We start from the raw sequence: 22,452 nt of genomic DNA, 5'->3' as shown, positions 1-22,452 counted from the left end.
TAGCTTCGAACCATGAGGACCAGGGCGATGTCCACGGGATCGGCCCTCGGCGGGCTGATCCTGCTCCTGCTGCTGGTCCTGGCGCCCCTCGCGGGTGCCAGGGCCACGGGCGTGTCCGACGCGGCCGCCGCCCTGAAACGGGGCCCGGTCTACGTCGACCCGGGCGCCGCCGACCAGATCTCCACGGCCGACGCGAAGAGCCTCGCGCAGAAGATCAAGGACGCGGACAAGCCGCTCCTCGTGGCGGTGCTCCCGGCGAACGCGCAGTTCCCGCCCAAGGGCCTCATCGACAACCTGCGCGCCCAGACCGGCATCGCCGGCCTCTACGCGGTGCGCCTCGGCGACCGCTTCGACGCGGGCGTCGACCCGGCGGTCATGTCCCCGGCCGCCGTGGAGAACCTCGTCGCCTCCGTACGCGCGCCCGGCGTCGACGCGGCCACCGAGCTGAACGACTTCGTCGACCAGGCCCTGCCCGCGATGCGCGGCTCCGCCCCCGCCTCCTGGGGTGCCGTGGGGAAGGACTCCGGAGTCCCCGTCGCCGGGCTCGTCACCCTCGGCGCGGTCGTCGTCGCCGGCGGCGCGGGCGCCTACGCCGTCGTCCGCCGCAACCGGCTCCGCAAGGAGGCCGAGGAGCGCGCCGCCCTCGACCGGCTGCGGGTCGTCGTCGACGAGGACATCACCGCCTTCGGCGAGGAACTCGAACGCCTCGACTTCCACCCCGCCGAGCCCGGCGCCGACGACGCCATGCGCGCCGACTACGAGCGCGCCCTCGACTCGTACGACAGCGCCAAGTCCCGCATGGGCGCGGTCACCCGGCCGCACGAGGTCCGCGCCGTCACCCAGGCCCTGGAGGACGGCCGCTTCTCCCTCGCCGTCCTGGCCGCCCGCCGCGAGTCCCGCCCGCTCCCCGACCGCCGGCCGCCCTGCTTCTTCGACCCCCGCCACGGCCCCTCCACCACGGACCGCACCTGGATCCCGCCCGGCGGCTCCGCCCGCGAGGTCCCGGTCTGCGCCGCCGACGCGGCCCGCCTCGACGACGGCCTCGACCCCGTGGCCCGCACCGTCGACACCGAGACCGGCCGCCGCCCCTACTGGGAGGCGGGCCCCGCCTACGGCCCCTGGGCCGGCGGCTACTTCGGCGGCGGGATGCTCCCCGGCCTCCTGGTGGGCACCATGCTCGGCTCCATGCTCTCCACCCCGGCCTACGCCTCCGAGTACGGCGGCGGGGACTTCGGGGGCTTCCAGGGCGGCGACTTCAGCGCCGGGGACTTCGGTTCGGGCGACTTCGGCGGCGGTGACTTCGGGGGCGGCGGAGGCTTCGACGGTGGCGGAGGCGGCTTCGACGGCGGCGGCGGGTTCTAGCGCCCCTTTCCCGTACCCCCGAGGAGCTCAGACCAGCGGCTTCACCGACATCAGCAGGTGGCGGTGGGTGGCGTCCGGGCCGTCGGTGAGGAGGGCGCGCTGGCCGGGGCCCAGGAGGTGGAAGTGGACCTCGGGGGCGTCCAGGGAACCGAGGGCGTCCAGCAGGTAGCCCGGGTTGAAGGCGACCGTCAGGGACTCCGAGCCCGTGAGGGTGGCGGGCAGGCGCTGGGAGGCCACGTCGTCCTCGTACCCCGCCTGGAGGTGGAGGCCGGTGGGGGAGAAGGCCAGCTGCACCGGGCTGTCGCCCTCCGCGACGACCGCGACCCGCTTGACGGCCTCGGTCAGCGGGGCCAGCTCGGTGACCGCGAGGGCGTGCTCGCCGAGGGCGAAGAGCTTGTCGTGGCGGGGGAGGCGGCCGTCGAGCAGCCGGGTGGTGGTGCGGGTGCCCGCGCTCTCGAAGCCGAGGGAGCCGGAGTCGAGGGCGAGGCGGGCGGGGCCCGTGCCGGCGAGGGAGCGGGCGATCTCGGTGAGGCGGCGGGCCGGGACGACCACGTCGGCGCCCTCCGCGGGGGCGCCGGCCTCGGGCTTCCACTCCAGGGTGCGGACCGCGTACCGGTAGCGGTCGGTGGCGGCCAGCGTCATGGTGCCGCCGTCCAGGGCGAGCCGTATCCCGGTCAGCACGGGCAGCGAGTCGTCCCGGCCCGCGGCCACGGCGACCTGGCCGACCGCCGCCGCGAAGGCGTCCCCGTCCACGAGCCCGCGCACCTCGGGCAGCGCGGGCGCGGCGGGGTAGTCGTCGAGCGGCAGCAGGGAGAGGCCGAAGCGGGCGCCGCCCGAGGTCACCGAGAGGCGGGCGCCCTCCACGGCGACCTCGGTGACGCCCCGGGGGAGGACCTTGCAGATGTCGAGCAGACGCCGCCCGAGGACCAGCGCCCGGCCGTCGACGGCGGTGTCGGCCTCGACCTCGACGCGGGCCGAGGCCTCGTGGTCGAGGCCCGAGACGCGCAGCCCGCCGTCCGCCGCCTCCAGGAGCAGACCGCCGAGGACGGGCAGGGGGGAGCGGGCGGGCAGGACGCGCGCGGCCCAAGCCACGGCGTCGGTCAACACGGCGCTGTCGATGCGGAATTCCATGCCGACGACGCTAGCGGCCGCCACTGACAAAGGCGTTGACCTGCGGTTTCGGGCGGCTTCGCAGCGGACTCCCGTGGACGGGAAGGAAACCGCGCCCATGATCGTTCTTCTTTCCGTCCGTGACAGCGACAGGCAGGGGGAGCAGAGCCATGACCGAAGTCCACGGCAGGGTGGAGCCCGGATTCGAGTCCGTGCGCGAGGTGTTCGCGGAGATCGCCGCGAACGAGGCGCGGGACGGCGGCGCCCAGCTCGCCGTCCACCACCACGGCCGGCTGGTCGTCGACCTCTGGGGCGGTGACGGCGTCGACGGCGACTCCCTGCTCCCGCTCTACTCCTCGTCCAAGGGGGCCATGGCCCTGATCGCCGCGCTCCTCGTCCAGGACGGCGTCCTGGACCTGGACCGCACGGTCGCCTCCTGGTGGCCCGAGTTCGCCGCCGAGGGCAAGGGCGGGCTCACCCTCCGGCAGCTGCTCGCCCACCGCTCGGGCGTGATCGGCGTGGACGGGGGCTTCTCGATGGAGGAGCTCGCCGACGACCGCCGGATCGCCGCCCGCCTCGCGGGGCAGCGCCCCTTCTGGGAGCCGGGCACCGGCCACGGCTACCACGCCCTGGTGATCGGGGCCCTCGTCGGCGAGGTGATCCTGCGGGCCACCGGCCGGACGATCCAGGAGATCTACGAGGAGCGGGTCCGCGTCCCGTACGGGCTCGACTACTACCTCGGCCTGCCCGAGGAGCTCGAACCCCGGTTCCGCACGGTCCTGCCGCTGGAGCCCACCCCCGCCGAGCGGGAGTTCCTCGCGGCGAACCCGGTCGCCCCCGACAGCCTCATGGGCATCGCCTTCAACCTCCACGCCGACCCGCCGTTCGACAACCCCGCCTACGGCAACTCCCGGGCCGTGCGGGAGAAGGCCCCGCTCTCCGGCGGCGGCGTCGGCACCGCGCGCGGCCTCTCCCGGATGTACGCGGCGATGGCGGGCGAGCTCGACGGCCGGCCGCCGCTCCTCGCCCCCGGGACCCTCGCCGAGTTCGCCCGGATCCACTCCCGCGGCACCGACCTGGTGACCGGCGGGGAGAACGCCTTCGGCCTCGGCTTCGTCCCGCTGGCCACCCGCTACCCCTCGCTCGGCCCCGGCGCCGTCGGCCACAGCGGCGCCCCCGGCTCCCAGTCCTTCGCCGACCCGGCGACCGGCCTCGCCTACAGCTACGCCCGCCGCCGCTTCGGCTTCATGTCCGGCCCGGGCGCCGCCGAGAACGCCCGCCTGATCCCGGCGGTCGTCGAGGCGGCGGCCAAGACCGCCTGACCTGCGGGATCACGCTTCCGGGTGATGCGAGATCGTGATCGGCGCGGGCCCGCCGCGCTCCTACGATCATCGTCATGATCACCCTTGCCGTCGACACCTCCTCGGAGGCCTACGCCCAGGGCCAGGCCGTCGGGACGCTCCTCGTCGCCCTCCTGGCCGCGGCCCTGGTCTGGCGCCTCACCCGTTCCTGGCGCCACGAGGCCCCGGGCCCCCGCGTCGCGGCCGCGCCCCTGCCGCTCGCCGAGGCCGCGTTGGCCGACGCGCGCGTCACGGACGGCGGCACCGACGGCTCCTGGGCGCGCGCCCGCCGCCGGAAGGCGATCGCCCTCGGCGCGGTCGCGGCGATCGTCGCCCTCGGCGTCACGAGGGCGCTCTCGTACGAGGGCCGGCCCCCGGCCGGGCAGTCGGGCGCCGGTTCCACCGGGGCGGCCGTGGCCGCGGCGAAGCCGGGGGAGACCGTCCGGGCCCGGGTTGTCGAGGGGCCCGACCGGGTCGGCGAGTACCGCATCCTCGCGGGGGCCGACCCCTTGAAGGGGAAGAAGAAGCCGCGAGGCAGGCAGTGGTACTACGACCGTGACGGCGACGGCGCCCCGGACCTGATGCTCGGCATCGACGCCGTCGAATGGGACCCCTCGCTCTTCACGCAGAAGCGGGGGGAGACGCTCGACCAGGAGCTGCGGAACTTCTTCGCCGGGGCCAAGGCGGAGGACGTCACCGCCTTCGACGCCGGACCCTGGGGCGGGAAGCTGAGCTGCGGGAACCTCGCGTCGTCCGGGGTGCCGACGGTGCTGTGCGCGTGGACCGATGCCGAGACCTTCGGCAGCGTACTGGTCGGGGGAGACGGCGACCTCGCTTCGGTCGCGAAGACCGCCCTCGCCTTCCGCACCGCCTCCGAGAAGCGCGGCTGACGCCCGGCACTCCCGCGAACGCCGAGCGCCCGCCTTCCGCTGCTGCGGAGGGCGGGCGCGCTCGTGTGTCCGGGGCCGGACGGGGGTTCCGGGAAGGGGGTCCGGAAAGGGTTTCCCGGAAGGGGTCAGGCGGCGTTCTTGATGGCGGAGATGTCGAAGTTCAGCTTGACCTTGTCGCTGACCATGACGCCACCGGTCTCCAGGGCCGCGTTCCAGGTCAGGCCCCACGCGGAGCGCAGGATCTCGGCGGAGCCCTCGAAGCCGACGCGCTCGTTGCCGTAGACGTCCGTGGCGGTGCCGTTGAACTCCAGGTCGATGGAGAGCGGCTTGGTGACGTCCTTGATGGTCAGGTCGCCGGTGACGCGGTACTTGTCGCCGCCCAGCTGCTCGGCGGAGGTGGAGCGGAAGGTCATCAGCGGGAACTGCTCGGCGTCGAAGAAGTCACCGCTGCGCAGGTGGCCGTCGCGGTCGCCGATGCCGGTGTCGATGGAGGCGATCTTGACGTCGATCGAGGCGGTGGAGGCGCCCGGGTCGGAGCCGTCGAGCTTCAGCGAGCCCTCGTGCTCGGCGAAGGTGCCGCGGACGTTGGTGACCATCGCGTGACGGACGGTGAAGCCGATGCTGCTGTGCGCCGGGTCGATGGTGTACTCGCCGGTCAGGGCGGCCAGGGCCGGGTCCACCGGGAGGGTGGCGGTGGTGGTGGCGGACTCGTTGCTCTTGCGGCTGAAGATGCCCATGACGTGCTCCTTGTCGGTGTTTGTTGAACCTTCAACGAGAACGACTGTAGCCCTATTCCGTTCAACTTTCAACAGCTATGGAAGAAGTTCATCCGAACGGCGTCACAGAGCCACCGACGCCCTCTGGCGGACGCGCGTAGAACTGCGGCACCATCTCCCTGCGCGACCGGATGCACCGGCTCCGCCCGCGCCACCGGCACCACCTGCACAGCCGTCCCCAACCGTCACGGTCACCAGCAGGAGGCAACCCCGTGAAACTCCGCTCCGTCCTCACCGCCCTCGGCCTCGTCCTCGGCGCCCTCTTCGCCCCCGGGTTCGGCGCCCTCTCCACCGCCACCGACGCCCACGCGGTCACCAAGATCAGCCACGCCACCGCGACCTCGATGTTCCGCTCCTCCGGGATCACCTGGTCCTCCTCCGGCAACTGCTCGGACCGCAACAACCCCACCTGCACGTCCTTCGAGCAGCTCAACCTCGCCACCGCCCAGGGCGCCCAGACCCTCAAGAGCGCCAGCGGCTGCGCCCTCAACATCACCGGCGGAACCGAGACCGGCCACGCGAGCGGCACCTACTCGCACTGGAACGGCTACAAGCTCGACCTCAGCAAGTACACCTGTATCGGGAGCTACATCAAGAACACCTTCACCTACATCGGCCTGCGCGGCGACGGCGCCCCGCAGTGGCAGTCCGGCGCGGGCAACGTCTACGCCGACGAGGGCAGCCACTGGGACGTGACCTTCTACAACTGCGGCGGCTGCTGAGCGACTTGGACTAACCGGAATGGGTTGTTGGACTGGCGGGGCCGTCCGTGGACGATCTCGTTGACGGTGATCCGTCACCCGGGCCAACTAGTGCGCATGTCGCACCCACACTCCTCCGTTCCCTCCGCGGCGCGGCGGCTGCGCACGGCCTGTGCGCTGGCCGCCGCCACCTCCGCCGTGCTCGCGCTGGCCGGCCCGGCCCGCGCGGGCACGCCCGCCGAGAACCCCGCCGCCACGGCCGCCGAAGGCGCTGCCGTCATCGGCTCCGACCAGCTCTCCGTCGCCGTCGCCGAGGACTTCCCCCGCGTCCTCTCGTACACCGACCGTGCGAGCGGCGCCCGTCTCCTCGGGAGTACGGCCCCGGTCACGCAGGTCGTGCTCAACGGCACCGCCCACGCCGTCCAGGCCACGGGCGCCCCCGTCCTGACCGCCGACTCCGCCGCGTACACCCTCGCCTTCCCCGACCTGCCCGGCGTCGAGATCGACGCCCGGCTGAGCGTCGACGGCCGGACCACCACCTTCAAGGTCACCGCCGTCCGCGACACCGAGGCCTTCCGCGTCGGCACGATCGACGTCCCCGGCCACGACCTGGTCTCCGTCGGCTCCACGGACCCCGGCGCCGCGACCGCCTTCACCCGGCTCGACCCGGACTCCACCCGTACCGCCGACGTCTTCGCCCGGGTCACCGACGGCACCGCCGCCGAGGCGAACCCGGTCGGCGCCAGCTACGCGATCGTCAACACCGGCGCCCTCGCCGCGGCCGTCGAGTCGAACTCCTCGTACGACAAGCCCTCCGGCGCCTCCGCCCGCGACGGCGCCCGCTTCTGGCACCAGGCCCGCAGGAGCGGCACCGAGACCCGCGTCGGCGTCTGGTCCGGCCAGTGGACCTACCGCGGCGCCGGCGCCCCGCAGCCCGAGACCGGCGACGACCTGCCCTGGGCCAAGGTCGTCGTCACCCCCGACGCCAACGCCGACGGAGCCGTCGACTGGCAGGACGGCGCCGTCGCCTTCCGCACGATCGGGATCAAGGCCCCCGGCAGCGACCGGACCCCGGACCGGGTCGTCGCCCACATCCCCTTCAACTTCGCCTCCCAGGCCACCCACCCCTTCCTGCGCACCCTCGACGACGTCAAGCGGATCTCGCTCTCCACCGACGGACTCGGCCAGTTCGCGCTGCTCAAGGGGTACGCCTCCGAGGGCCACGACTCCGCCCACCCCGACTACGGCGGCAACTACAACAAGCGCGCCGGCGGCCTCGCCGACCTCAACACCCTCCTGCGCGAGGGCAGGAAGTGGGGCGCCGGCTTCGGCGTCCACGTGAACGCCACCGAGTCGTACCCCGAGGCCCACAACTTCAGCGAGACCCTCGTCGACAAGACGAAGCCCGGCTGGGACTGGCTGGGCCAGAGCTACTACATCGACCAGCGCCGGGACATCAACAGCGGCGACCTCGCCCGCCGCTTCAAGCAGCTCCGCGACGAGACCGACCCCAACCTGTCGATGCTCTACATCGACGTCTACTACACGCACGGCTGGATCGCCGACAAGACGATGCAGGCCGTCCAGGCGCAGGGCTGGAACGTAGCCACAGAGTTCTCCGAGGCGTTCGAGCGGGCCTCCCTCTGGTCCCACTGGGCCAACGACCTCGACTACGGCGGCGCCACCAACAAGGGCTTCAACTCGAAGATCATCCGCTTCATCCGCAACGGTGAGAAGGACACCTGGAACAACCACCCGGTCCTCGGCCAGACCGCCCTCGTCGACTTCGAGGGCTGGACCGGCGAGACCGACTGGAACGCCTTCTCTGCCAACATCTGGCAGCGCGACCTCCCCGCCAAGTACCTCCAGCACCAGAGGATCACCCGCTGGAACGGCGACGACATCACCTTCACCGGCGGTGTCCGCGGCACCGTCGAGAACGGTCGCCGCACCTTCTACGACAACGGCCGCAAGGTCCTCGACGGCGAGGGCTACCTGCTCCCCTGGGACGGCGGCAAGAAGCTCTACCACTACAACAAGTCCGGCGGCACGACCAGTTGGGCCGTCCCGGCCGGCACGCGCACGTACACCGTGTACAAGCTCACCGACAACGGGCGCGTGAAGACGGGCACCGTGCGCCCCTCCGGCGGGCGGATCACCCTCGACGCCGTCGCCGGACAGCCCTACGTCCTCTACCCCGACAGCGCCCCCGCGCAGACCGCCCCGCAGTGGGGCCAGGGCACCCCGGTGAAGGACCCCGGCTTCAACGACGCGAAGCTCGGCGCCTGGACCAAGGCCGGCACCGTCGCCCGCGACACCGACGACCAGGGCCGCAACAGCGCGAAGCTCTCCGGCACCGCCACCGCCTCGGTCCGCCAGCAGATCACCGGCCTCACCCCCGGCAAGCGGTACACCGCCTCCGCCCTCATCGAGGTCGAACCCGGCAGGACCCGCCCCACCACCCTGTCCATCGGAGGCCAGGAGGTCACCGTCGAGCGCTCCGCCCTGGAGAACCAGGTCGCCGCCTCCGACTGGAACGGCACCCGCCTCCAGCGCGCCAAGGTCACCTTCACCGCACCCGCCGACGGCTCCGTCCCGCTGCGGATCCAGGCCGCGAGCGGCAGCCCGGCGACCGTCCGGATCGACGACGTACGGATCGTCGCCGACGACCCGGCGACGAAGCCCGGAACGGCCGTGTACGAGGACTTCGAGGCCGTCGACCAGGGCTGGGGCCCCTTCCTCAAGGGCGACGCCGGCGGCACCACCGACCCGCGCACCCACATCGCCCAGCTGCATGCCCCGTACACCCAGGCCGGCTGGAACGGAAAGCTGATCGACGACGTCGTCGGCGGCGCCGAGAGCCTCAAGTCCCACGACGAGAACAGCGGCCTCGTCTACCGGACCGCGCCCTGGACCGTCCCGATGAAGGACGGCCACAGCTACCGCGTCGCGTACGACTACCAGTCCAGCCACGCGGGCGCGTACGAGTGGGTCACCGGCTACGACCGGACGAACGGCGACGGACCGGCCGTCGAGACCCGCCGCACCCCGATCGGCCAGCAGCGGACCACCGGGCACTTCGCCGAGACGGTCACCGCCGGCTGCGGCGACACCTGGACCGGCCTGCGCAAGCGCGAGGACGCCCCGGAGGGCGCCGACTTCGTCCTCGACGGCTTCACCGTCACCGACCTCGGCCCGGCCGCCGAGCGCGCCGCCTGCGGCACGCTCGCCGTCACCGCGCCCGAGACCCTGGAGCCCGGCCGCCCGAACCAGGTCACGGCCACCTTCTCCAACGACGAGGCCGCCGACGTCACCGGCGCCGAGGCCGTCCTCGACCTCCCCGAGGGCTGGACCGCCGAACCCGCCGCGCCCGTCGCCCTCGGCACGGTCGCGCCGGGCGCGCGGGCCACCGCCACCTGGCAGGTGACACCGCCGGTGGACGCGGCCTACCAGCCGTACCCGCTGGGCGCCTCCGTCGCGTACGGCATCGGGGGAGGACGGCGGAAGCTGACCGCCGCCACCACCGTCCGCACCCTGCCCCCGCCGCCCACCGCCGACAGCTGGGCCAGCGACCTCGACTGGACCTCGGCCGCCAACGGCTGGGGACCCGTCGAGCGCGACCTCTCCAACGGCGAGACCGGCACCGGCGACGGCACCCCGCTGCGGATCGGCGGAGTGGCGTACACGAAGGGCCTGGGCACCCACGCCCCGGCCAGGGTCCGCTACTACCTGGGCGGCCGGTGCGCCTCGTTCACCGCCGAGGTCGGCGTGGACGACGTCCAGACCACCCGGGGCAGCGTCCAGTTCAGCGTCCTCGCGGACGGCGCCGAGAAGGTGAAGTCCCCGGTCCTGAAGGCTCCGGACCCGGCCTGGTCGCTCACCGCCGACGTCACCGGCGCCTCCTACGTCGACCTGGTCGTCGGCGACGGCGGAGACGGGAACGGCAACGACCACGCGGACTGGGGGAGCGCCCGCTTCCACTGCGGGAGCTGACGCCCCCGCGGCGGACGGCAAGCGCTTGCTGCCGTGCTCATTGATTGCGTCGGAAACAGGGTGTTACACCGGGCGCCGACCGGTCTCCACCACTTCCCCCGGGAGGCTCCCGTGTCCCTGTCCCCCTGGTCCCGCCGCACCTTCCTGAGCACGACGACAGCGGCAGCTCTCACCCTCGCCCTCGCCCCGCAGGCCCACGCGGCCGACTCGGCGGACGAGTTCGAGGCGCTGCGGCTCCGCTGGCTCGACCTCCAGCTCGGCTCCGGCTTCGACGCCGGGGCCGAGCCCTATGCCGGCCGGCTCGCCGAGACGGGCACGCTCGCGCGCGGCTTCCGCGCGGGCATGGCGGCCACCCCCACCTCGCTCTGGCCCGACGCCCCCTTCGACCCGCCGGCCGGCATCACCCAGAGCTACAGCCGCCTGTGGACCATGACCCAGGCGTACGCGCAGCCCGGCACCGGCCTCACCGGCGACGAGAGCCTGCTCGCCGACGTGCTGCGCGGCCTCGACCACCTCTCCGCCACGGTCTACAAGGCGGGCGCCCCGCGTTACGGCAACTGGTGGGAGTGGCAGATCGGCAGCCCCCGCCTCCTCATGGACATCACGGCCGCGCTCCACCCCCGCCTCGGCGCCGAGCGCGTCGCCGCCGCCTGCGCCGCCGTCGACCACTTCGTGCCCGACTCGGTGCTCACGAACTACTCCGGCACCTCCACGGGCGCCAACCGCGTCGACCTCTGCCGCTCCGTCGCCCTGCGCGGGGTCCTCGGCGCGAACCCCGCCAAGATCGCCCTCGCCCGCGACGCCCTCTCGCCCGTCTTCCCGTACGTGACCCAGGGCGACGGCCTCTACGCCGACGGCTCCTTCGTCCAGCACACCTGGGTCGCCTACTCCGGCACCTACGGACAGGTCATGCTCGACGGCCTCGGCCGGCTCTTCACCCTCCTCGCCGGCTCCACCTGGGCCGTCACCGACCCCCACCGGCAGATCGTCCTGGACAGCGTCGAGAAGGCCTACGCGCCCCTGATCTACGACGGCCTGATGATGGACAGCGTCAACGGGCGCGCCGTCAGCCGCGGCTACCTGAAGAACGACGACCGGCAGATCATGCGCTCCGACCACTTCCACGGCCAGGGCGTCATCGCGGCCATCGCCCTCCTCGCGGGCGGGGCGTCCGCCGCCGAGCGCGACCGGTGGCACGCGCGCGTGAAGGGGTGGATCGAGCGCGACACCGTCTCCCCGATCCTCGCCGCCCGCCAGTTCGGCGTCGCCGACCTCGCCCGGCTGCACGCCGTGGCCGCGTCCCCCGTCCCCGCCGCCCCCGAACCCACCGGCCACCGGCTCTTCGCCGCCATGGACCGGGCCGTGCACCGCCGCCCCGGCTGGGCCGCGAACATCTCCATGGCCTCGAACCGGATCACGTACTACGAGTGCGGCAACGGCGAGAACCCGCGCGGCTGGCACACCGGCGCCGGGATGCTCTCCTGGTGGACCCCGGACCTCGGCGACCAGTACACCGACTGGTTCTGGCCCACCGTCGACCCGTACCGCCTGCCCGGCACCACCGTCTCCACCAGGCGCCTCGCCGACCGGGCGGGCGGCGAGTGGGGCGCGCCCCGGCCGGCCGTGCGCTGGGTCGGCGGGGCCACCGACGGCGAGTACGCGGCCGTCGGCCAGCACCTCAAGGGCCTCGGCTCCACCCTGGAGGCCCGCAAGTCCTGGTTCTGCGCGGCGGACGCGGTCGTCTGCCTGGGCGCCGGGATCACCGCGACCGACGGCGTGCCCGTCGAGACGGTCGTCGACAACCGCCTCCTGGGGGAGGCCGGGACGCAGGCCTTCACGACCGGCGAGGGCTGGGCCCATCTGGAGGGCCACGGCGGCTGGGTCTTCCCGCAGGGCGCCGGGAACCTCCGCACCCTCCGCGAGGACCGCACCGGCGCCTGGAGCGACATCAACACCACCAGCTCCACCGCTCGCCGCACCCGCCGGTACCAGACCCTCTGGCTGGACCACGGCACCGACCCGGTCGCCGCCTCGTACGCGTACCTCCTGATGCCGGGCGCCACCCCGCGGACGCTCGCCGCCCGCGCCGCCGACCCCGGCTGGCTGCACGTTCTCGACAACACCGCCGAGCGGCAGGCGATCGCCGTCCCCTCCCTCGGGCTGACCGCCGCGAACCTCTGGCAGGCCGGTACGGTGGGACCCCTCACGGTCACCGCGCCCGCGAGCGTCCTCGTCCGGCGCCGCCGCGCGGTCCTCGACCTGAGGGTCTCCGAGCCGCTCCGCACCGGGCAGCCGCTGGAGCTGAACTGGAACCTCCCGGTCCGCCGGGTGGTCCGCCACGACCCCTCGGTGGAGGTCCTCGCCACCGGGTCCGCGCTGCGGCTGCGGATCACCCCGGGCACCGGGGGCGCGACCCACGGTTGCGAGGTTCTCCTCTAGGTCTATGTCGGAACCCGACAAATACTCGGGGTGTCTGGCTGTTGACTCGGGCTGCATGGGCGAGGGTTCTGTGCAGCCCCACCAGGATTCGACACGCGAGACTGTACGGAGTCGACGGCGGGGTTTTCTTGCGTGACTTCGTAGGGTCGGTACATGACCGTTGTGGACCAGATCCCGAGCGAGCCCGCTGACGCCCGAGGCCGAGTGGCCGAGCTGCACGTCCTGCGCGAGCAGGCCCTGCGCGGCCCGAGCGAGCGGGCCACCGAGGCCCAGCACGCCAAGGGCAAGCTGACCGCCCGCGAGCGCATCGAGCTGCTGCTCGACGCTGGTTCCTTCAACGAGGTCGAGCAGCTGCGCCGGCACCGCGCGCAGGGCTTCGGCCTGGAGGCCAAGAAGCCCTACACCGACGGCGTCATCACCGGCTGGGGCACGGTCGAGGGCCGCACGGTCTTCGTCTACGCGCACGACTTCCGGATCTTCGGCGGCGCCCTCGGCGAGGCCCACGCCACCAAGATCCACAAGATCATGGACATGGCCATCGCGGCCGGTGCCCCGCTGGTCTCCCTGAACGACGGCGCCGGCGCCCGCATCCAGGAGGGCGTCTCCGCCCTCGCCGGCTACGGCGGCATCTTCCAGCGCAACACCAAGGCCTCGGGCGTCATCCCGCAGATCTCGGTGATGCTCGGCCCGTGCGCCGGCGGCGCCGCGTACAGCCCGGCCCTCACGGACTTCGTCTTCATGGTCCGCGAGACCTCGCAGATGTTCATCACCGGCCCGGACGTCGTCAAGGCGGTCACCGGCGAGGAGATCACCCAGAACGGCCTCGGCGGCGCCGACGTGCACGCCGAGACCTCCGGCGTCGCGCACTTCGCGTACGACGACGAGGAGACCTGCATCGCCGAGGTGCGCTACCTCCTGTCGATGCTCCCGCAGAACAACCGCGAGAACCCGCCCACCGTCGCCTCCGAGGACCCGGCCGACCGCCGCTCCGACGTCCTCCTCGACCTCGTGCCCGCCGACGGCAACCGCCCGTACGACATGCACAAGGTCATCGAGGAGCTCGTCGACGAGGGCGACTACCTGGAGATCCACGAGCGCTGGGCCCGCAACATCATCTGCGCCCTGGCCCGGCTCGACGGCCAGGTCGTCGGCATCGTCGCCAACCAGCCCCAGTCGCTCGCCGGCGTCCTCGACATCGAGGCCTCCGAGAAGGCCGCGCGCTTCGTCCAGATGTGCGACGCCTTCAACATCCCGATCATCACCCTTCTGGACGTACCCGGCTTCCTGCCCGGCGTCGACCAGGAGCACGGTGGAATCATCAGGCACGGCGCGAAGCTCCTGTACGCGTACTGCAACGCGACCGTGCCCCGGATCTCCCTGATCCTGCGCAAGGCCTACGGCGGCGCCTACATCGTGATGGACTCCCAGTCCATCGGCGCCGACCTGACGTACGCCTGGCCCACCAACGAAATCGCGGTCATGGGCGCCGAGGGCGCCGCCAACGTCATCTTCCGCAAGCAGATCGCGGAGGCCGAGGACCCCGAGGCCATGCGGGCCCGCATGGTCAAGGAGTACAAGGCCGAGCTGATGCACCCGTACTACGCGGCGGAGCGCGGCCTGGTCGACGACGTCATCGACCCCGCCGACACCCGCCAGGTGCTCATCAGGTCCCTCGCGATGCTCCGCACCAAGCACGCCGACCTGCCGTCCCGCAAGCACGGCAACCCGCCTCAGTAAGAGGAGTCATCCACGTGACCACCCCTGCCAACCTCCTCCGCGTCGAGAAGGGCACCGCCGACCCCGAGGAGCTCGCCGCCATCACCGCGGTGCTGCTCGCCCGCGCGGCCTCCCAGCCCACCGAGACCGCCGCCCACGGCCGCACCACGGCCCGCTGGCGCCGCCTGGAGCGCGAGCACGGCTTCCGCGCGCCGCACAGCTGGCGCTGACGCCCGTACGAGAGGGCCCCGCACCGAAGACGGTGCGGGGCCCTCTCGTACGTTGCGGGCAGTCGTTCCGCAGGGCGGAACGGGTGGGCACAACGTACGGCGCCTTTACGGGCGTGTCCGTTCCCGGGACCCAAGCACGAAGGCCCCGCACCAAACGGTGCGGGGCCTTCGACGTGCAACCGCCAGGGACTACCGCAGCCGCGCCATGAGCGCGTGCTCGACGAGCGTGATGAGGGCGCTCTTGGCGTCGGCGCGGTGGCGGGCGTCGGTGGTGATGATGGGGGTGTCGGGGCCGATCTGGAGGGCCTCGCGGACCTCTTCCGGCTGGTAGGGCTGGTTGCCGTCGAAGCCGTTGAGGGCGATGACGAAGGGCAGGCCCGAGTTCTCGAAGTAGTCGACGGCGGGGAAGCAGTCGGCGAGGCGGCGGGTGTCGACGAGGACGACGGCGCCGATGGCGCCGCGGACCAGGTCGTCCCACATGAACCAGAAGCGGTCCTGTCCGGGGGTACCGAAGAGGTACAGGATCAGGTCCTGGTCCAGGGTGATGCGGCCGAAGTCCATGGCGACGGTCGTCGTCGTCTTGTCGCCGGTGTGGGTGAGGTCGTCGATGCCCGCGGACGCGGAGGTCATGACGGCTTCGGTACGCAGCGGGTTGATCTCCGAGACGGCGCCGACGAACGTGGTCTTGCCCACGCCGAAGCCGCCCGCCACCACGATCTTCGCGCTGGTGGTTGAACGGGCCGCGCCGCCGCTAGAGCTTGCGAAGTCCACTGAGCACCCTTTCGAGCAGTGTCACGTCTGGCTGACCGCCGGCGGCCTCGTCGCCGCCGGGCTGGTGGATGGCGACGAGTCCGGCCTCGGCCAGGTCGGCGACGAGGATTCGGGCGACGCCGAGGGGGATGGAGAGAAGTGCCGAGATCTCCGCGACCGACTTGATCTCGAAGCAGAGCCGGCAGATCCGCTGGTGCTCGGGCAACTGCCCCTGCAGCCGGGCGGGATCGGCCGTCGTGCTGACCAGAGCCTCGATGGCGAGCTGGTAACGGGGCCGGGTCCGGCCGCCGGTCATCGCGTACGGACGCACCAGCGGGTTGTGCCCGCCGGAACCGCCCGAGGCGGCCGGCGATCCCGCGGCCGCCGACGGGGCCTGAGGCTGCGCGTAGGGCTGAGACACGCCCTGTCTGCTCGGGGCGGAGGGAAAGTTGTACCGGTTCTGCGCGGTGTCGCCCAGCGGCGCCTGGTGCGCGTCATAACCGTTGTAGGGGCTCGCGCCCGGGGGTGTACCCACGTCTCCTCCTCCGACTGCCTCGCGGCCCATGTCCCTTGGACCCGCGCCACCGCACCCTACGGTGCGGTGGCACGAAACGCACTGTCTGTCTGTTAGTTGAGCAGACTTCCCTGAAGTTCCGCCCGGAGGTCAGGCGTCAGAACCGTGCCCGCGCGGTCCACGAGGAGGGCCATCTCGTAGCCCACGAGGCCGATGTCGGCCTCCGGGTGGGCGAGCACGGCCAGCGAGGAGCCGTCCGAGATCGACATGATGAAGAGGAAGCCGCGCTCCATCTCCACCACGGTCTGGTTGACCGCACCGCCCTCGAAGATCCGGGACGCGCCCGCGGTCAGCGAGGTCAGTCCGGAGGCGACGGCCGCCAGCTGGTCGGCGCGGTCGCGGGGGAACCCCTCGGACATCGCCAGCAGGAGTCCGTCGGCGGAGACCACCACCGTGTGGGACACCCCGGGGGTGTTGTCCACGAAGTTGGTGATCAACCAGTTCAGATTCTGCGCCGCCTGGCTCATGCTCACACTAACGCTCCTGGTTGTAGGTACTGCCCGGGCCGAAGCCCGATCCGTTCGTGTCCGTTCCCGCGTTGCGTCCCTGCGTGACGCCCCGGCGCAGGTTGCTCAACCTGCCCCGGACGTCCTCGGGTGCGCGGGAGACCTGGGGGCCGCCCTGCGGGGTCTGCTCAGCCGTGCCCTCGACCAGGTTGGCCTTCGGCACCCGGCGGGGGAGACCGGACGAGGTGACCCCGCCCGCCTTGGGGTCCTTGAGCTTTCCGGCCCGCTGCCAGCGCTCGTCGTTGGTCGAGCGCCATTCGTCGGAGCCGTCGGCTGCGTCCTGCTGCTGCACCGGCTGCGCGGGCTTCGGCTGCTGCGGTGCCTGCGGGGGCACCTGCTGCGTCTGCCGGCCGACGCTGCCGCGGCGCGGCAGACCGGCGTCGGTCAGCGCGTGTCCGGTGTCCGGGGCGGGACTCTGGGTCGGACCCGGACGGTCGAAGCCTACGCGGTCGGGGGCCTGTTCGGGAGCGCTCGGAGCAGATTCCGGTTCGGCTCCGAAATCCTGCCCGTAGCCGCCCTGGTAAGCGCCCTGATCCGGCCACTCTGCCTGGTGGGGCTGGGGATCGAACGCATTGCCGTACTGCTGGTGTTCGGTTTCCGGGGTCTCGTACGAAGCTTCCGCATAACCCTGCTGCGGGTAGGCCTCGTAACCCTGCTGCGGGTAGGCGTAGCCGTCCTGCTGCGGATAGCCGGCCGCGTACTCCTGACCGTACTCCTGCGCCTGCTGGGGCTGCTCGTACTCCTGCGCCGGGTACTGCTCCGCCGGGTACTCCTGCGCGGGGTACTGCTCCGCCGGGTACTCCTGGGCCTGGCCGTACTGCTCGGCCGGCTCCGCCTCGTCGCGGAAGAGCGGACGGTCGCCGCCCTGCGCCTGGGCCTCCAGGGCGGCACGCCGCTCCTCGCGCTGGAGCGAGCGGTTGACCGGGTCGAGACCGCGCCCGTCCTCGGCCTGCTGCTCGTAGCGGGAGTCGTCGAAGCCGAGATCGGCCGCGGTGAGCATCTGCTGCGGCGGGGCCGCCTCGAAGGCGTTCTGCTGCTGTTGCTGCGGGATGATCTGGGAGACGGTGAAGTCGTCCTGGAGCGGCTGCTCGCCGCCACCGCCGTGCGTGATCGCGTCCGGCAGCATGATCAGCGAGGTCGTACCGGCCTGCTCGCCCGAGGGGCGGAGCTGGACCCGGATGCCGTGCCGGTCGGCGAGCCGGCCGACCACGAAGAGGCCCATGCGCTGCGAGACGGCCGCGTCCACGGTCGGCGGGTTGGCCAGCTTGTGGTTGATGTCCGCGAAGTCCTCGGCGGTGAGGCCGATGCCCTTGTCGTGGATCTCGACCATCACGCGGCCGTCGGGAAGACGCGTCGCGGTGACGCGGACCTTGGTCTGCGGGGAGGAGAACGTGGTGGCGTTCTCCAGGAGCTCGGCGAGGAGGTGCACGAGGTCGGTCACGGCCTGGCCGTGGATCTCGGCCTCCGGCACGCCCGCCAGCTCGATGCGCTCGTACTGCTCCACCTCGGAGGAGGCGGCGCGCATGACGTCGACCAGCGGGACCGGCTGGTCCCAGCGGCGGCCCGGCTCCTCGCCGGCGAGGACGAGGAGGTTCTCGCCGTTGCGGCGCATGCGGGTGGCCAGGTGGTCCAGCTTGAAGAGGTTCTCCAGCTGGTCCGGGTCGGCCTCGTTGTTCTCCAGGTCGGTGATGAGGGTCAGCTGGCCCTCGATCAGCGACTGGTTGCGGCGCGAGAGGTTCGTGAAGATCGCGTTGACGTTGCCGCGGAGCATGGCCTGCTCGGCGGCGAGCCGGACGGCCTCGCGGTGGACCTGGTCGAAGGCGCGGGCGACCTCGCCGATCTCGTCCTGCGAGTCGATCGGGATGGGCTGGACGCGGGTGTCGACCCGGCCCGGCTCCGTACGGGAGAGCTGGTCGACGAGCATCGGCAGGCGCTGCTCGGCGATGCCGAAGGCGGCGGACCGCAGCTCGCGCATCGAGCGGCTCATCTGGCGGGCCATCATCCCGGCCAGGATGAAGGCGGCGAGCAGGGCGACGACGGTGATGCCACCGGTGACCCAGGCGTCCGTCTTGGCCTCGTCGGAGATGTCGGCGGCCTCGTTCACGGCCTTGTCGACGAGGGTCTTCTCGACCTCGCTGTAGCCGTCGAACTTGGCGGTGGCGACGGCCATCCAGGTCTCGGGCGTGATGCCCTGGCCCTTCAGCTCCTTGATGCCCTCGGGGCCCTTGGCGGTGCCGATCCGGGAGGCGACGCCCGAGTAGACGGAGCCGTCCTTGCCCTTGGGGAGCTCGACGCCGGCCGCGGCCATCTTCTTCTCGCCGTCGGCGGCCTTGCCGGCCATGACCTTCTTGAGCAGGTCGACGTCCTCGGGCAGACCGCCGGAGTTGAACTCGCCGAGGGCGATCTGCTCCAGGTAGTTGTACGAGTTGAACGCCACGGACTGCTGGGCGAAGACGGCCTCGTCGTGGCTGGGCCGGACCAGCAGCTGGGTGCCGATGGAGCGCTGGAGGGACTCCGCGCCCTTCGAGAGCTGGATCGCGTAGACGGTACGGCCGTAGCTGGTGATGTTGCCGGTGCCGAGCCCGAGCTCGTTGGAGAACTCCATGAGGTAGTGCTGCACGCCCGTGTAGCCGAGCTGGGTGTTCACCGGGTCCAGGGACCGGGTGTACGCCGCCTTGCGCAGCGTCTCCAGCTTGGGCTCCTCGTCCTTGAACAGCCGCAGGCGGCGCTCCAGGCCCTCGCCCGACGGCATGCTCTTGACGGCCTCGTCGAACTTCGCCTTGGCGGCGTCGGTCGCGGCGTACGCCCGCGTGACCTCGTCGGCCTTGCGGTCCTCGGGGTTCTTCGCGGCGAGCAGGGGGCCGGCGGTGAGGTCGCGCTCGTTGAGCAGGGCGGTGCTGTACTCCGAGGCGGCGCGCACGATGAGCGCCGTCTTCTCGGCGTCCTGCGCCTCCTGCCAGGTCTCGATCGCTCCCTTGACCTGGAAGCCGCCCATGACGAGGCCGACCAGCACGGGTATGAGGAGGATCGCGTTCAGCCTGGTCGGCACCCGCCAGTTGCGGGGAGAGAGCTTGCTGGAGCTTCCCTTGGGCGCCTCGGTGGGGAGCGGCGTGACGGGCACGTCCGCGGGCGACACCGCTGCGCGCGACGGCGGCGTGAAGTTGCCCCGCGTCTCCTGCTCCGCGGAGCCTTCCTTGCTTCGCCTCACTCGACCAACAACCTCTCGGCGTCGGCACCTACGTTGTGCCGGTGTTTCGTTCAGGGCCGTACTACTCGGGAGTTCATGAATTGCAGCACGTGAAGGGGGTCCGTTCCAAACAGTGGGAAGGGGCCTCTTTCAGTGGTCCAGGCCTCACCTAAAACGGGCATAAAGAGCGAGCCCCGCCAAATGGCGGGGCTCATGTGAGCGCAGTGACACCGATCGGATGCGTCGGGTGTCCGGGGCGCCCCAATTCTCTTTCGAAACGTTATGAACGCGCGGGCGGCCGTGTCGAAGGACACAGACCGCCCCTGGCAGAGGCATATGACAACTGCCCTGGTCCCTCGCGCTACTTGGGCCCCGCCTACTTGAGCCGCGCCATGAGCGCGTGCTCGACGAGCGTGATGAGGGCGCTCTTGGCGTCGGCGCGGTGGCGGGCGTCGGTGGTGATGATGGGGGTGTCGGGGCCGATCTGGAGGGCCTCGCGGACCTCTTCCGGCTGGTAGGGCTGGTTGCCGTCGAAGCCGTTGAGGGCGATGACGAAGGGCAGGCCCGAGTTCTCGAAGTAGTCGACGGCGGGGAAGCAGTCGGCGAGGCGGCGGGTGTCGACGAGGACGACGGCGCCGATGGCGCCGCGGACCAGGTCGTCCCACATGAACCAGAAGCGGTCCTGTCCGGGGGTACCGAAGAGGTACAGGATCAGGTCCTGGTCCAGGGTGATGCGGCCGAAGTCCATGGCGACGGTCGTCGTCGTCTTGCCGCCGGTGTGCGTCAGATCGTCGATGCCGGCCGACGCGGAGGTCATGACGGCTTCGGTACGCAGCGGGTTGATCTCCGAGACGGCGCCGACGAACGTGGTCTTGCCCACGCCGAAGCCGCCCGCCACCACGATCTTCGCGCTGGTGGTCGATCTGGCCGCGCCGTTAGAGCTTGCGAAGTCCACTGAGCACCCTTTCGAGCAGTGTCACGTCCGGCGTGCCGCCGGTCTCTCCGTTGCCCGGCTGGTGGATCGCCACCATGCCGGCCTCCGCCAGGTCGGCCACGAGGATCCGGGCGACGCCGAGCGGCATCGACAGGAGGGCCGACACCTCGGCCACCGACTTGACCTCGCGGCAGAGGTGGCAGATCCGCTGGTGCTCCGGCAGGAGCGTGGCGAGGTGCGCCGGGTCGGCGGTGGTGCTGACCAGCGCCTCGATGGCGAGCTGGTAGCGCGGCCGGGTCCGGCCGCCGGTCATCGCGTACGGACGCACCAGCGGCTGGTCGCCCTCATGTCCGTACTCGTCGACTGAGGAGCCGTACGGATCGTGAGAGGCGGGGGGCGGGGTCATGAATCCTCCGGGCGTGACAGCAAGACTTCTGCCGTCTGATGGGGCCGGTGGGGGGCCGGGTGGGGCGGCCGGACGGTGAACGGTACTCAGGGCGGTACGGAGGGGCGTACCGCCCTGTCGGTCGGTCGATGCGGTGGGTTGTCCGGTGAACGTGACCGCTAGTGGAGCAGGCTGCCCTGGAGCTCCGCACGGAGATCCGGGGTGAGGACGCTGCCGGCCCGGTCGACCAGCAGCGCCATCTCGTAGCCCACGAGGCCGATGTCGCACTCGGGGTGCGCGAGCACGGCCAGCGAGGAGCCGTCGGAGACGGACATCAGGAAGAGGAAGCCGCGCTCCATCTCCACCACGGTCTGCGCGACGGGTCCGCCCTCGAAGATCCGGGACGCCCCCGCGGTCAGCGAGGTCAGTCCGGACGCGACCGCCGCCAGCTGGTCGGCGCGGTCGCGGGGGAATCCTTCGGACATGGCCAGCAGGAGTCCGTCGGCGGAGACCACCACCGTGTGCGACACCCCGGGGGTGTTGTCCACGAAGTTGGTGATCAACCAGTTCAGATTCTGCGCCGCCTGGCTCATCGCGTTCAACTAACGCTCCTGCTGATGGTTCGGACCGAGGTGGTGGCTACCCGTGGTCGAGTTGCCGGCCTGACGGCCCTGCTGAATGCCGCGGCGCAGATTCGTGAGCCGGCCGCGGACGTCGTCGGGTGCACGCGAGACCTGGGGGCCGGCCGTGTGGGCCTGCTCCTGTGCGGTCCCGGGTACGAGGTTGGCCTTCGGCACACGGCGCGGAAGACCGGAGGTGGTGACGCCGCCGGCCGCGGGCTTGCGCACCCGCTCCGCCTGGCGCACCAGCTCGTCGTTGGGCGAGGTCCGCCAGGCGGCCCCGCCGTTCTGGCGGCCGTCGGCGGCCGGGTCACCGGCCGGACGGGGTGCCGGGGCGGACGGCTGCGACACGACCGGGGTCGGCATCGTCTGCGTCAGGTCCACCTGCTGCTGCGGCTGCCCCTGGTGGGACCAGTTGGTCTCCAGGTTGTCGTACAGCGGGGTACGGGCCTCGCCCGCGCCACCGGCCGGCGGCAGCGCCTCCGGACGGCGCGGCTGCTGGAGCTGCGGCTGCTGCGGCTCCTGCCGGCGGACCGGCTCGGCCGGACGCGGGGCACCGAAGTCGTCGCCGGTCCGCTGACGCGGCGCCGGCGGCTGGGCCTGCGGGGCCTGCTGCTGGGCCTGCTGCGCCTGCGGTACGAAGGGCTGGTGGCCGAACTGCTGCTGGCCGCCCTGGTACGCCTGCGGGGCCTGGTGCTGCTGGGGCATGGCCTGCTGCTGGTGCTGCGGCTGCTGCTGCGGGGCACCGAAGTCCGGGCGCGGGAACTGGCCCGTGGAACCGGGACCCTGCGGGGCACCGAAGTCGGGGCGCGGGAACTGCGCCGTCGACGCCGGGTCCTGCATGCCGCCCTGGTACGCCTGCGGGGCCTGGTGCTGCTGGGGCATGGCCTGCTGCTGGTGCTGCGGCTGCTGCTGCGGGGCACCGAAGTCCGGGCGCGG

Annotated in this window: 17 protein-coding genes and 1 pseudogene; 8 read left to right on the top strand and 10 right to left on the bottom strand. The window is 72.2% G+C overall.

Annotated features, from left to right (window positions below; all coding sequences use genetic code 11):
* The first annotated feature begins 12 nt into the window (after positions 1-12).
* Complete coding sequence (locus ACH4TP_RS00210; protein ID WP_398189525.1) at positions 13-1,362, top strand: hypothetical protein; 1,350 nt, start codon at positions 13-15, stop codon at positions 1,360-1,362.
* 27 nt (positions 1,363-1,389) lie between these two features.
* On the opposite strand, the gene dnaN is transcribed toward ACH4TP_RS00210, so the two are convergent.
* Positions 1,390-2,493, bottom strand: coding sequence for a DNA polymerase III subunit beta (dnaN, locus tag ACH4TP_RS00205; RefSeq protein ID WP_398189528.1), 1,104 nt, complete (start codon positions 2,491-2,493; stop codon positions 1,390-1,392).
* A gap of 149 nt (positions 2,494-2,642) precedes the next feature.
* Here dnaN and ACH4TP_RS00200 point away from each other — a divergent pair, with 149 nt between their 5' ends.
* Together ACH4TP_RS00200 and ACH4TP_RS00195 are read left to right on the top strand one after the other, a co-directional pair.
* Positions 2,643-3,794: a serine hydrolase domain-containing protein gene (locus tag ACH4TP_RS00200; RefSeq protein ID WP_398434991.1), complete on the top strand. Its 1,152-nt coding sequence runs from the start codon at positions 2,643-2,645 to the stop codon at positions 3,792-3,794.
* A 74-nt stretch (positions 3,795-3,868) separates the two neighbouring features.
* Positions 3,869-4,702, top strand: coding sequence for a hypothetical protein (locus tag ACH4TP_RS00195; protein ID WP_398434990.1), 834 nt, complete (start codon positions 3,869-3,871; stop codon positions 4,700-4,702).
* Between the two features lie 125 nt (positions 4,703-4,827).
* Here ACH4TP_RS00195 and ACH4TP_RS00190 read toward each other — a convergent pair whose 3' ends face one another.
* On the bottom strand, positions 4,828-5,439 hold the full coding sequence (locus ACH4TP_RS00190) for a YceI family protein (protein WP_389232154.1): 612 nt from the start codon (positions 5,437-5,439) through the stop codon (positions 4,828-4,830).
* A 251-nt stretch (positions 5,440-5,690) separates the two neighbouring features.
* Between ACH4TP_RS00190 and ACH4TP_RS00185 the strand changes: the two genes are divergently transcribed.
* The 5 genes from ACH4TP_RS00185 (at position 5,691) to ACH4TP_RS00165 (ending at position 14,557) form a co-directional block, all read left to right on the top strand.
* Positions 5,691-6,200 carry a hypothetical protein gene (locus tag ACH4TP_RS00185; protein WP_398189537.1) on the top strand — a complete coding sequence of 170 codons (510 nt, stop codon included), beginning with the start codon at positions 5,691-5,693 and terminating at the stop codon, positions 6,198-6,200.
* Between the two features lie 96 nt (positions 6,201-6,296).
* Entirely contained in the window at positions 6,297-10,172 is a 3,876-nt protein-coding gene (locus tag ACH4TP_RS00180; RefSeq protein ID WP_398434988.1) for an endo-alpha-N-acetylgalactosaminidase family protein, read from the top strand.
* Positions 10,173-10,289: 117 nt separating this feature from the next.
* The gene (locus tag ACH4TP_RS00175) at positions 10,290-12,611 is read left to right on the top strand and encodes a polysaccharide lyase 8 family protein (RefSeq protein WP_398435756.1); all 2,322 of its coding nucleotides are present in this window, start codon (positions 10,290-10,292) and stop codon (positions 12,609-12,611) included.
* Between the two features lie 153 nt (positions 12,612-12,764).
* Positions 12,765-14,348 carry an acyl-CoA carboxylase subunit beta gene (locus tag ACH4TP_RS00170; RefSeq protein WP_389232162.1) on the top strand — a complete coding sequence of 528 codons (1,584 nt, stop codon included), beginning with the start codon at positions 12,765-12,767 and terminating at the stop codon, positions 14,346-14,348.
* A gap of 14 nt (positions 14,349-14,362) precedes the next feature.
* Positions 14,363-14,557, top strand: a complete 195-nt coding sequence (locus tag ACH4TP_RS00165; protein WP_389232165.1) for an acyl-CoA carboxylase subunit epsilon — start codon at positions 14,363-14,365, stop codon at positions 14,555-14,557.
* A gap of 189 nt (positions 14,558-14,746) precedes the next feature.
* Here the strand turns inward: ACH4TP_RS00165 and ACH4TP_RS00160 are convergent, their stop codons facing one another.
* The 8 genes and pseudogenes from ACH4TP_RS00160 to ACH4TP_RS00125 form a co-directional block, all read right to left on the bottom strand.
* Positions 14,747-15,328 carry an ATP/GTP-binding protein gene (locus tag ACH4TP_RS00160; protein WP_015036414.1) on the bottom strand — a complete coding sequence of 194 codons (582 nt, stop codon included), beginning with the start codon at positions 15,326-15,328 and terminating at the stop codon, positions 14,747-14,749.
* On the bottom strand, positions 15,309-15,842 hold the full coding sequence (locus ACH4TP_RS00155; RefSeq protein ID WP_389232168.1) for a DUF742 domain-containing protein: 534 nt from the start codon (positions 15,840-15,842) through the stop codon (positions 15,309-15,311). Before ACH4TP_RS00155 ends, ACH4TP_RS00160 begins: the two co-directional genes overlap by 20 nt.
* Before the next feature lie 92 nt (positions 15,843-15,934).
* The gene (locus ACH4TP_RS00150) at positions 15,935-16,348 is read right to left on the bottom strand and encodes a roadblock/LC7 domain-containing protein (protein WP_026057603.1); all 414 of its coding nucleotides are present in this window, start codon (positions 16,346-16,348) and stop codon (positions 15,935-15,937) included.
* A 7-nt stretch (positions 16,349-16,355) separates the two neighbouring features.
* A complete protein-coding gene (locus tag ACH4TP_RS00145) occupies positions 16,356-19,595 on the bottom strand; it encodes a nitrate- and nitrite sensing domain-containing protein (protein WP_398189543.1) in 3,240 nt (1,079 codons plus the stop codon).
* Positions 19,596-19,950: 355 nt separating this feature from the next.
* Entirely contained in the window at positions 19,951-20,529 is a 579-nt protein-coding gene (locus ACH4TP_RS00140; protein WP_389232174.1) for an ATP/GTP-binding protein, read from the bottom strand.
* The gene (locus tag ACH4TP_RS00135) at positions 20,510-20,914 is read right to left on the bottom strand and encodes a DUF742 domain-containing protein (protein WP_121834079.1); all 405 of its coding nucleotides are present in this window, start codon (positions 20,912-20,914) and stop codon (positions 20,510-20,512) included. Before ACH4TP_RS00135 ends, ACH4TP_RS00140 begins: the two co-directional genes overlap by 20 nt.
* Before the next feature lie 158 nt (positions 20,915-21,072).
* Positions 21,073-21,486 carry a roadblock/LC7 domain-containing protein gene (locus tag ACH4TP_RS00130; RefSeq protein ID WP_030496942.1) on the bottom strand — a complete coding sequence of 138 codons (414 nt, stop codon included), beginning with the start codon at positions 21,484-21,486 and terminating at the stop codon, positions 21,073-21,075.
* Between the two features lie 9 nt (positions 21,487-21,495).
* A pseudogene (locus ACH4TP_RS00125) lies at positions 21,496-22,452 on the bottom strand (histidine kinase); the annotation flags it as partial.

This window comes from Streptomyces sp. NPDC021012, assembly GCF_044333355.1.
GTDB lineage: Bacteria > Actinomycetota > Actinomycetes > Streptomycetales > Streptomycetaceae > Streptomyces.
The sequence above is the reverse complement of the archived record's forward strand: the minus strand, read 5'-3'. Positions and strand labels throughout refer to the sequence as shown.

Excerpts from the sequence above, each read along its gene's own strand:
- ACH4TP_RS00130 (WP_030496942.1), bottom strand. The coding sequence starts at position 21,486 with ATGAGCCAGGCGGCGCAGAATCTGAACTGGTTGATCACCAACTTCGTG.
- ACH4TP_RS00170 (WP_389232162.1), top strand. The coding sequence starts at position 12,765 with ATGACCGTTGTGGACCAGATCCCGAGCGAGCCCGCTGACGCCCGAGGC.
- ACH4TP_RS00190 (WP_389232154.1), bottom strand. The coding sequence starts at position 5,439 with ATGGGCATCTTCAGCCGCAAGAGCAACGAGTCCGCCACCACCACCGCC.
- ACH4TP_RS00200 (WP_398434991.1), top strand. The coding sequence starts at position 2,643 with ATGACCGAAGTCCACGGCAGGGTGGAGCCCGGATTCGAGTCCGTGCGC.
- dnaN (WP_398189528.1), bottom strand. The coding sequence starts at position 2,493 with ATGGAATTCCGCATCGACAGCGCCGTGTTGACCGACGCCGTGGCTTGG.
- ACH4TP_RS00135 (WP_121834079.1), bottom strand. The coding sequence starts at position 20,914 with ATGACCCCGCCCCCCGCCTCTCACGATCCGTACGGCTCCTCAGTCGAC.
- ACH4TP_RS00195 (WP_398434990.1), top strand. The coding sequence starts at position 3,869 with ATGATCACCCTTGCCGTCGACACCTCCTCGGAGGCCTACGCCCAGGGC.
- ACH4TP_RS00180 (WP_398434988.1), top strand. The coding sequence starts at position 6,297 with ATGTCGCACCCACACTCCTCCGTTCCCTCCGCGGCGCGGCGGCTGCGC.
- ACH4TP_RS00210 (WP_398189525.1), top strand. The coding sequence starts at position 13 with ATGAGGACCAGGGCGATGTCCACGGGATCGGCCCTCGGCGGGCTGATC.
- ACH4TP_RS00150 (WP_026057603.1), bottom strand. The coding sequence starts at position 16,348 with ATGAGCCAGGCGGCGCAGAATCTGAACTGGTTGATCACCAACTTCGTG.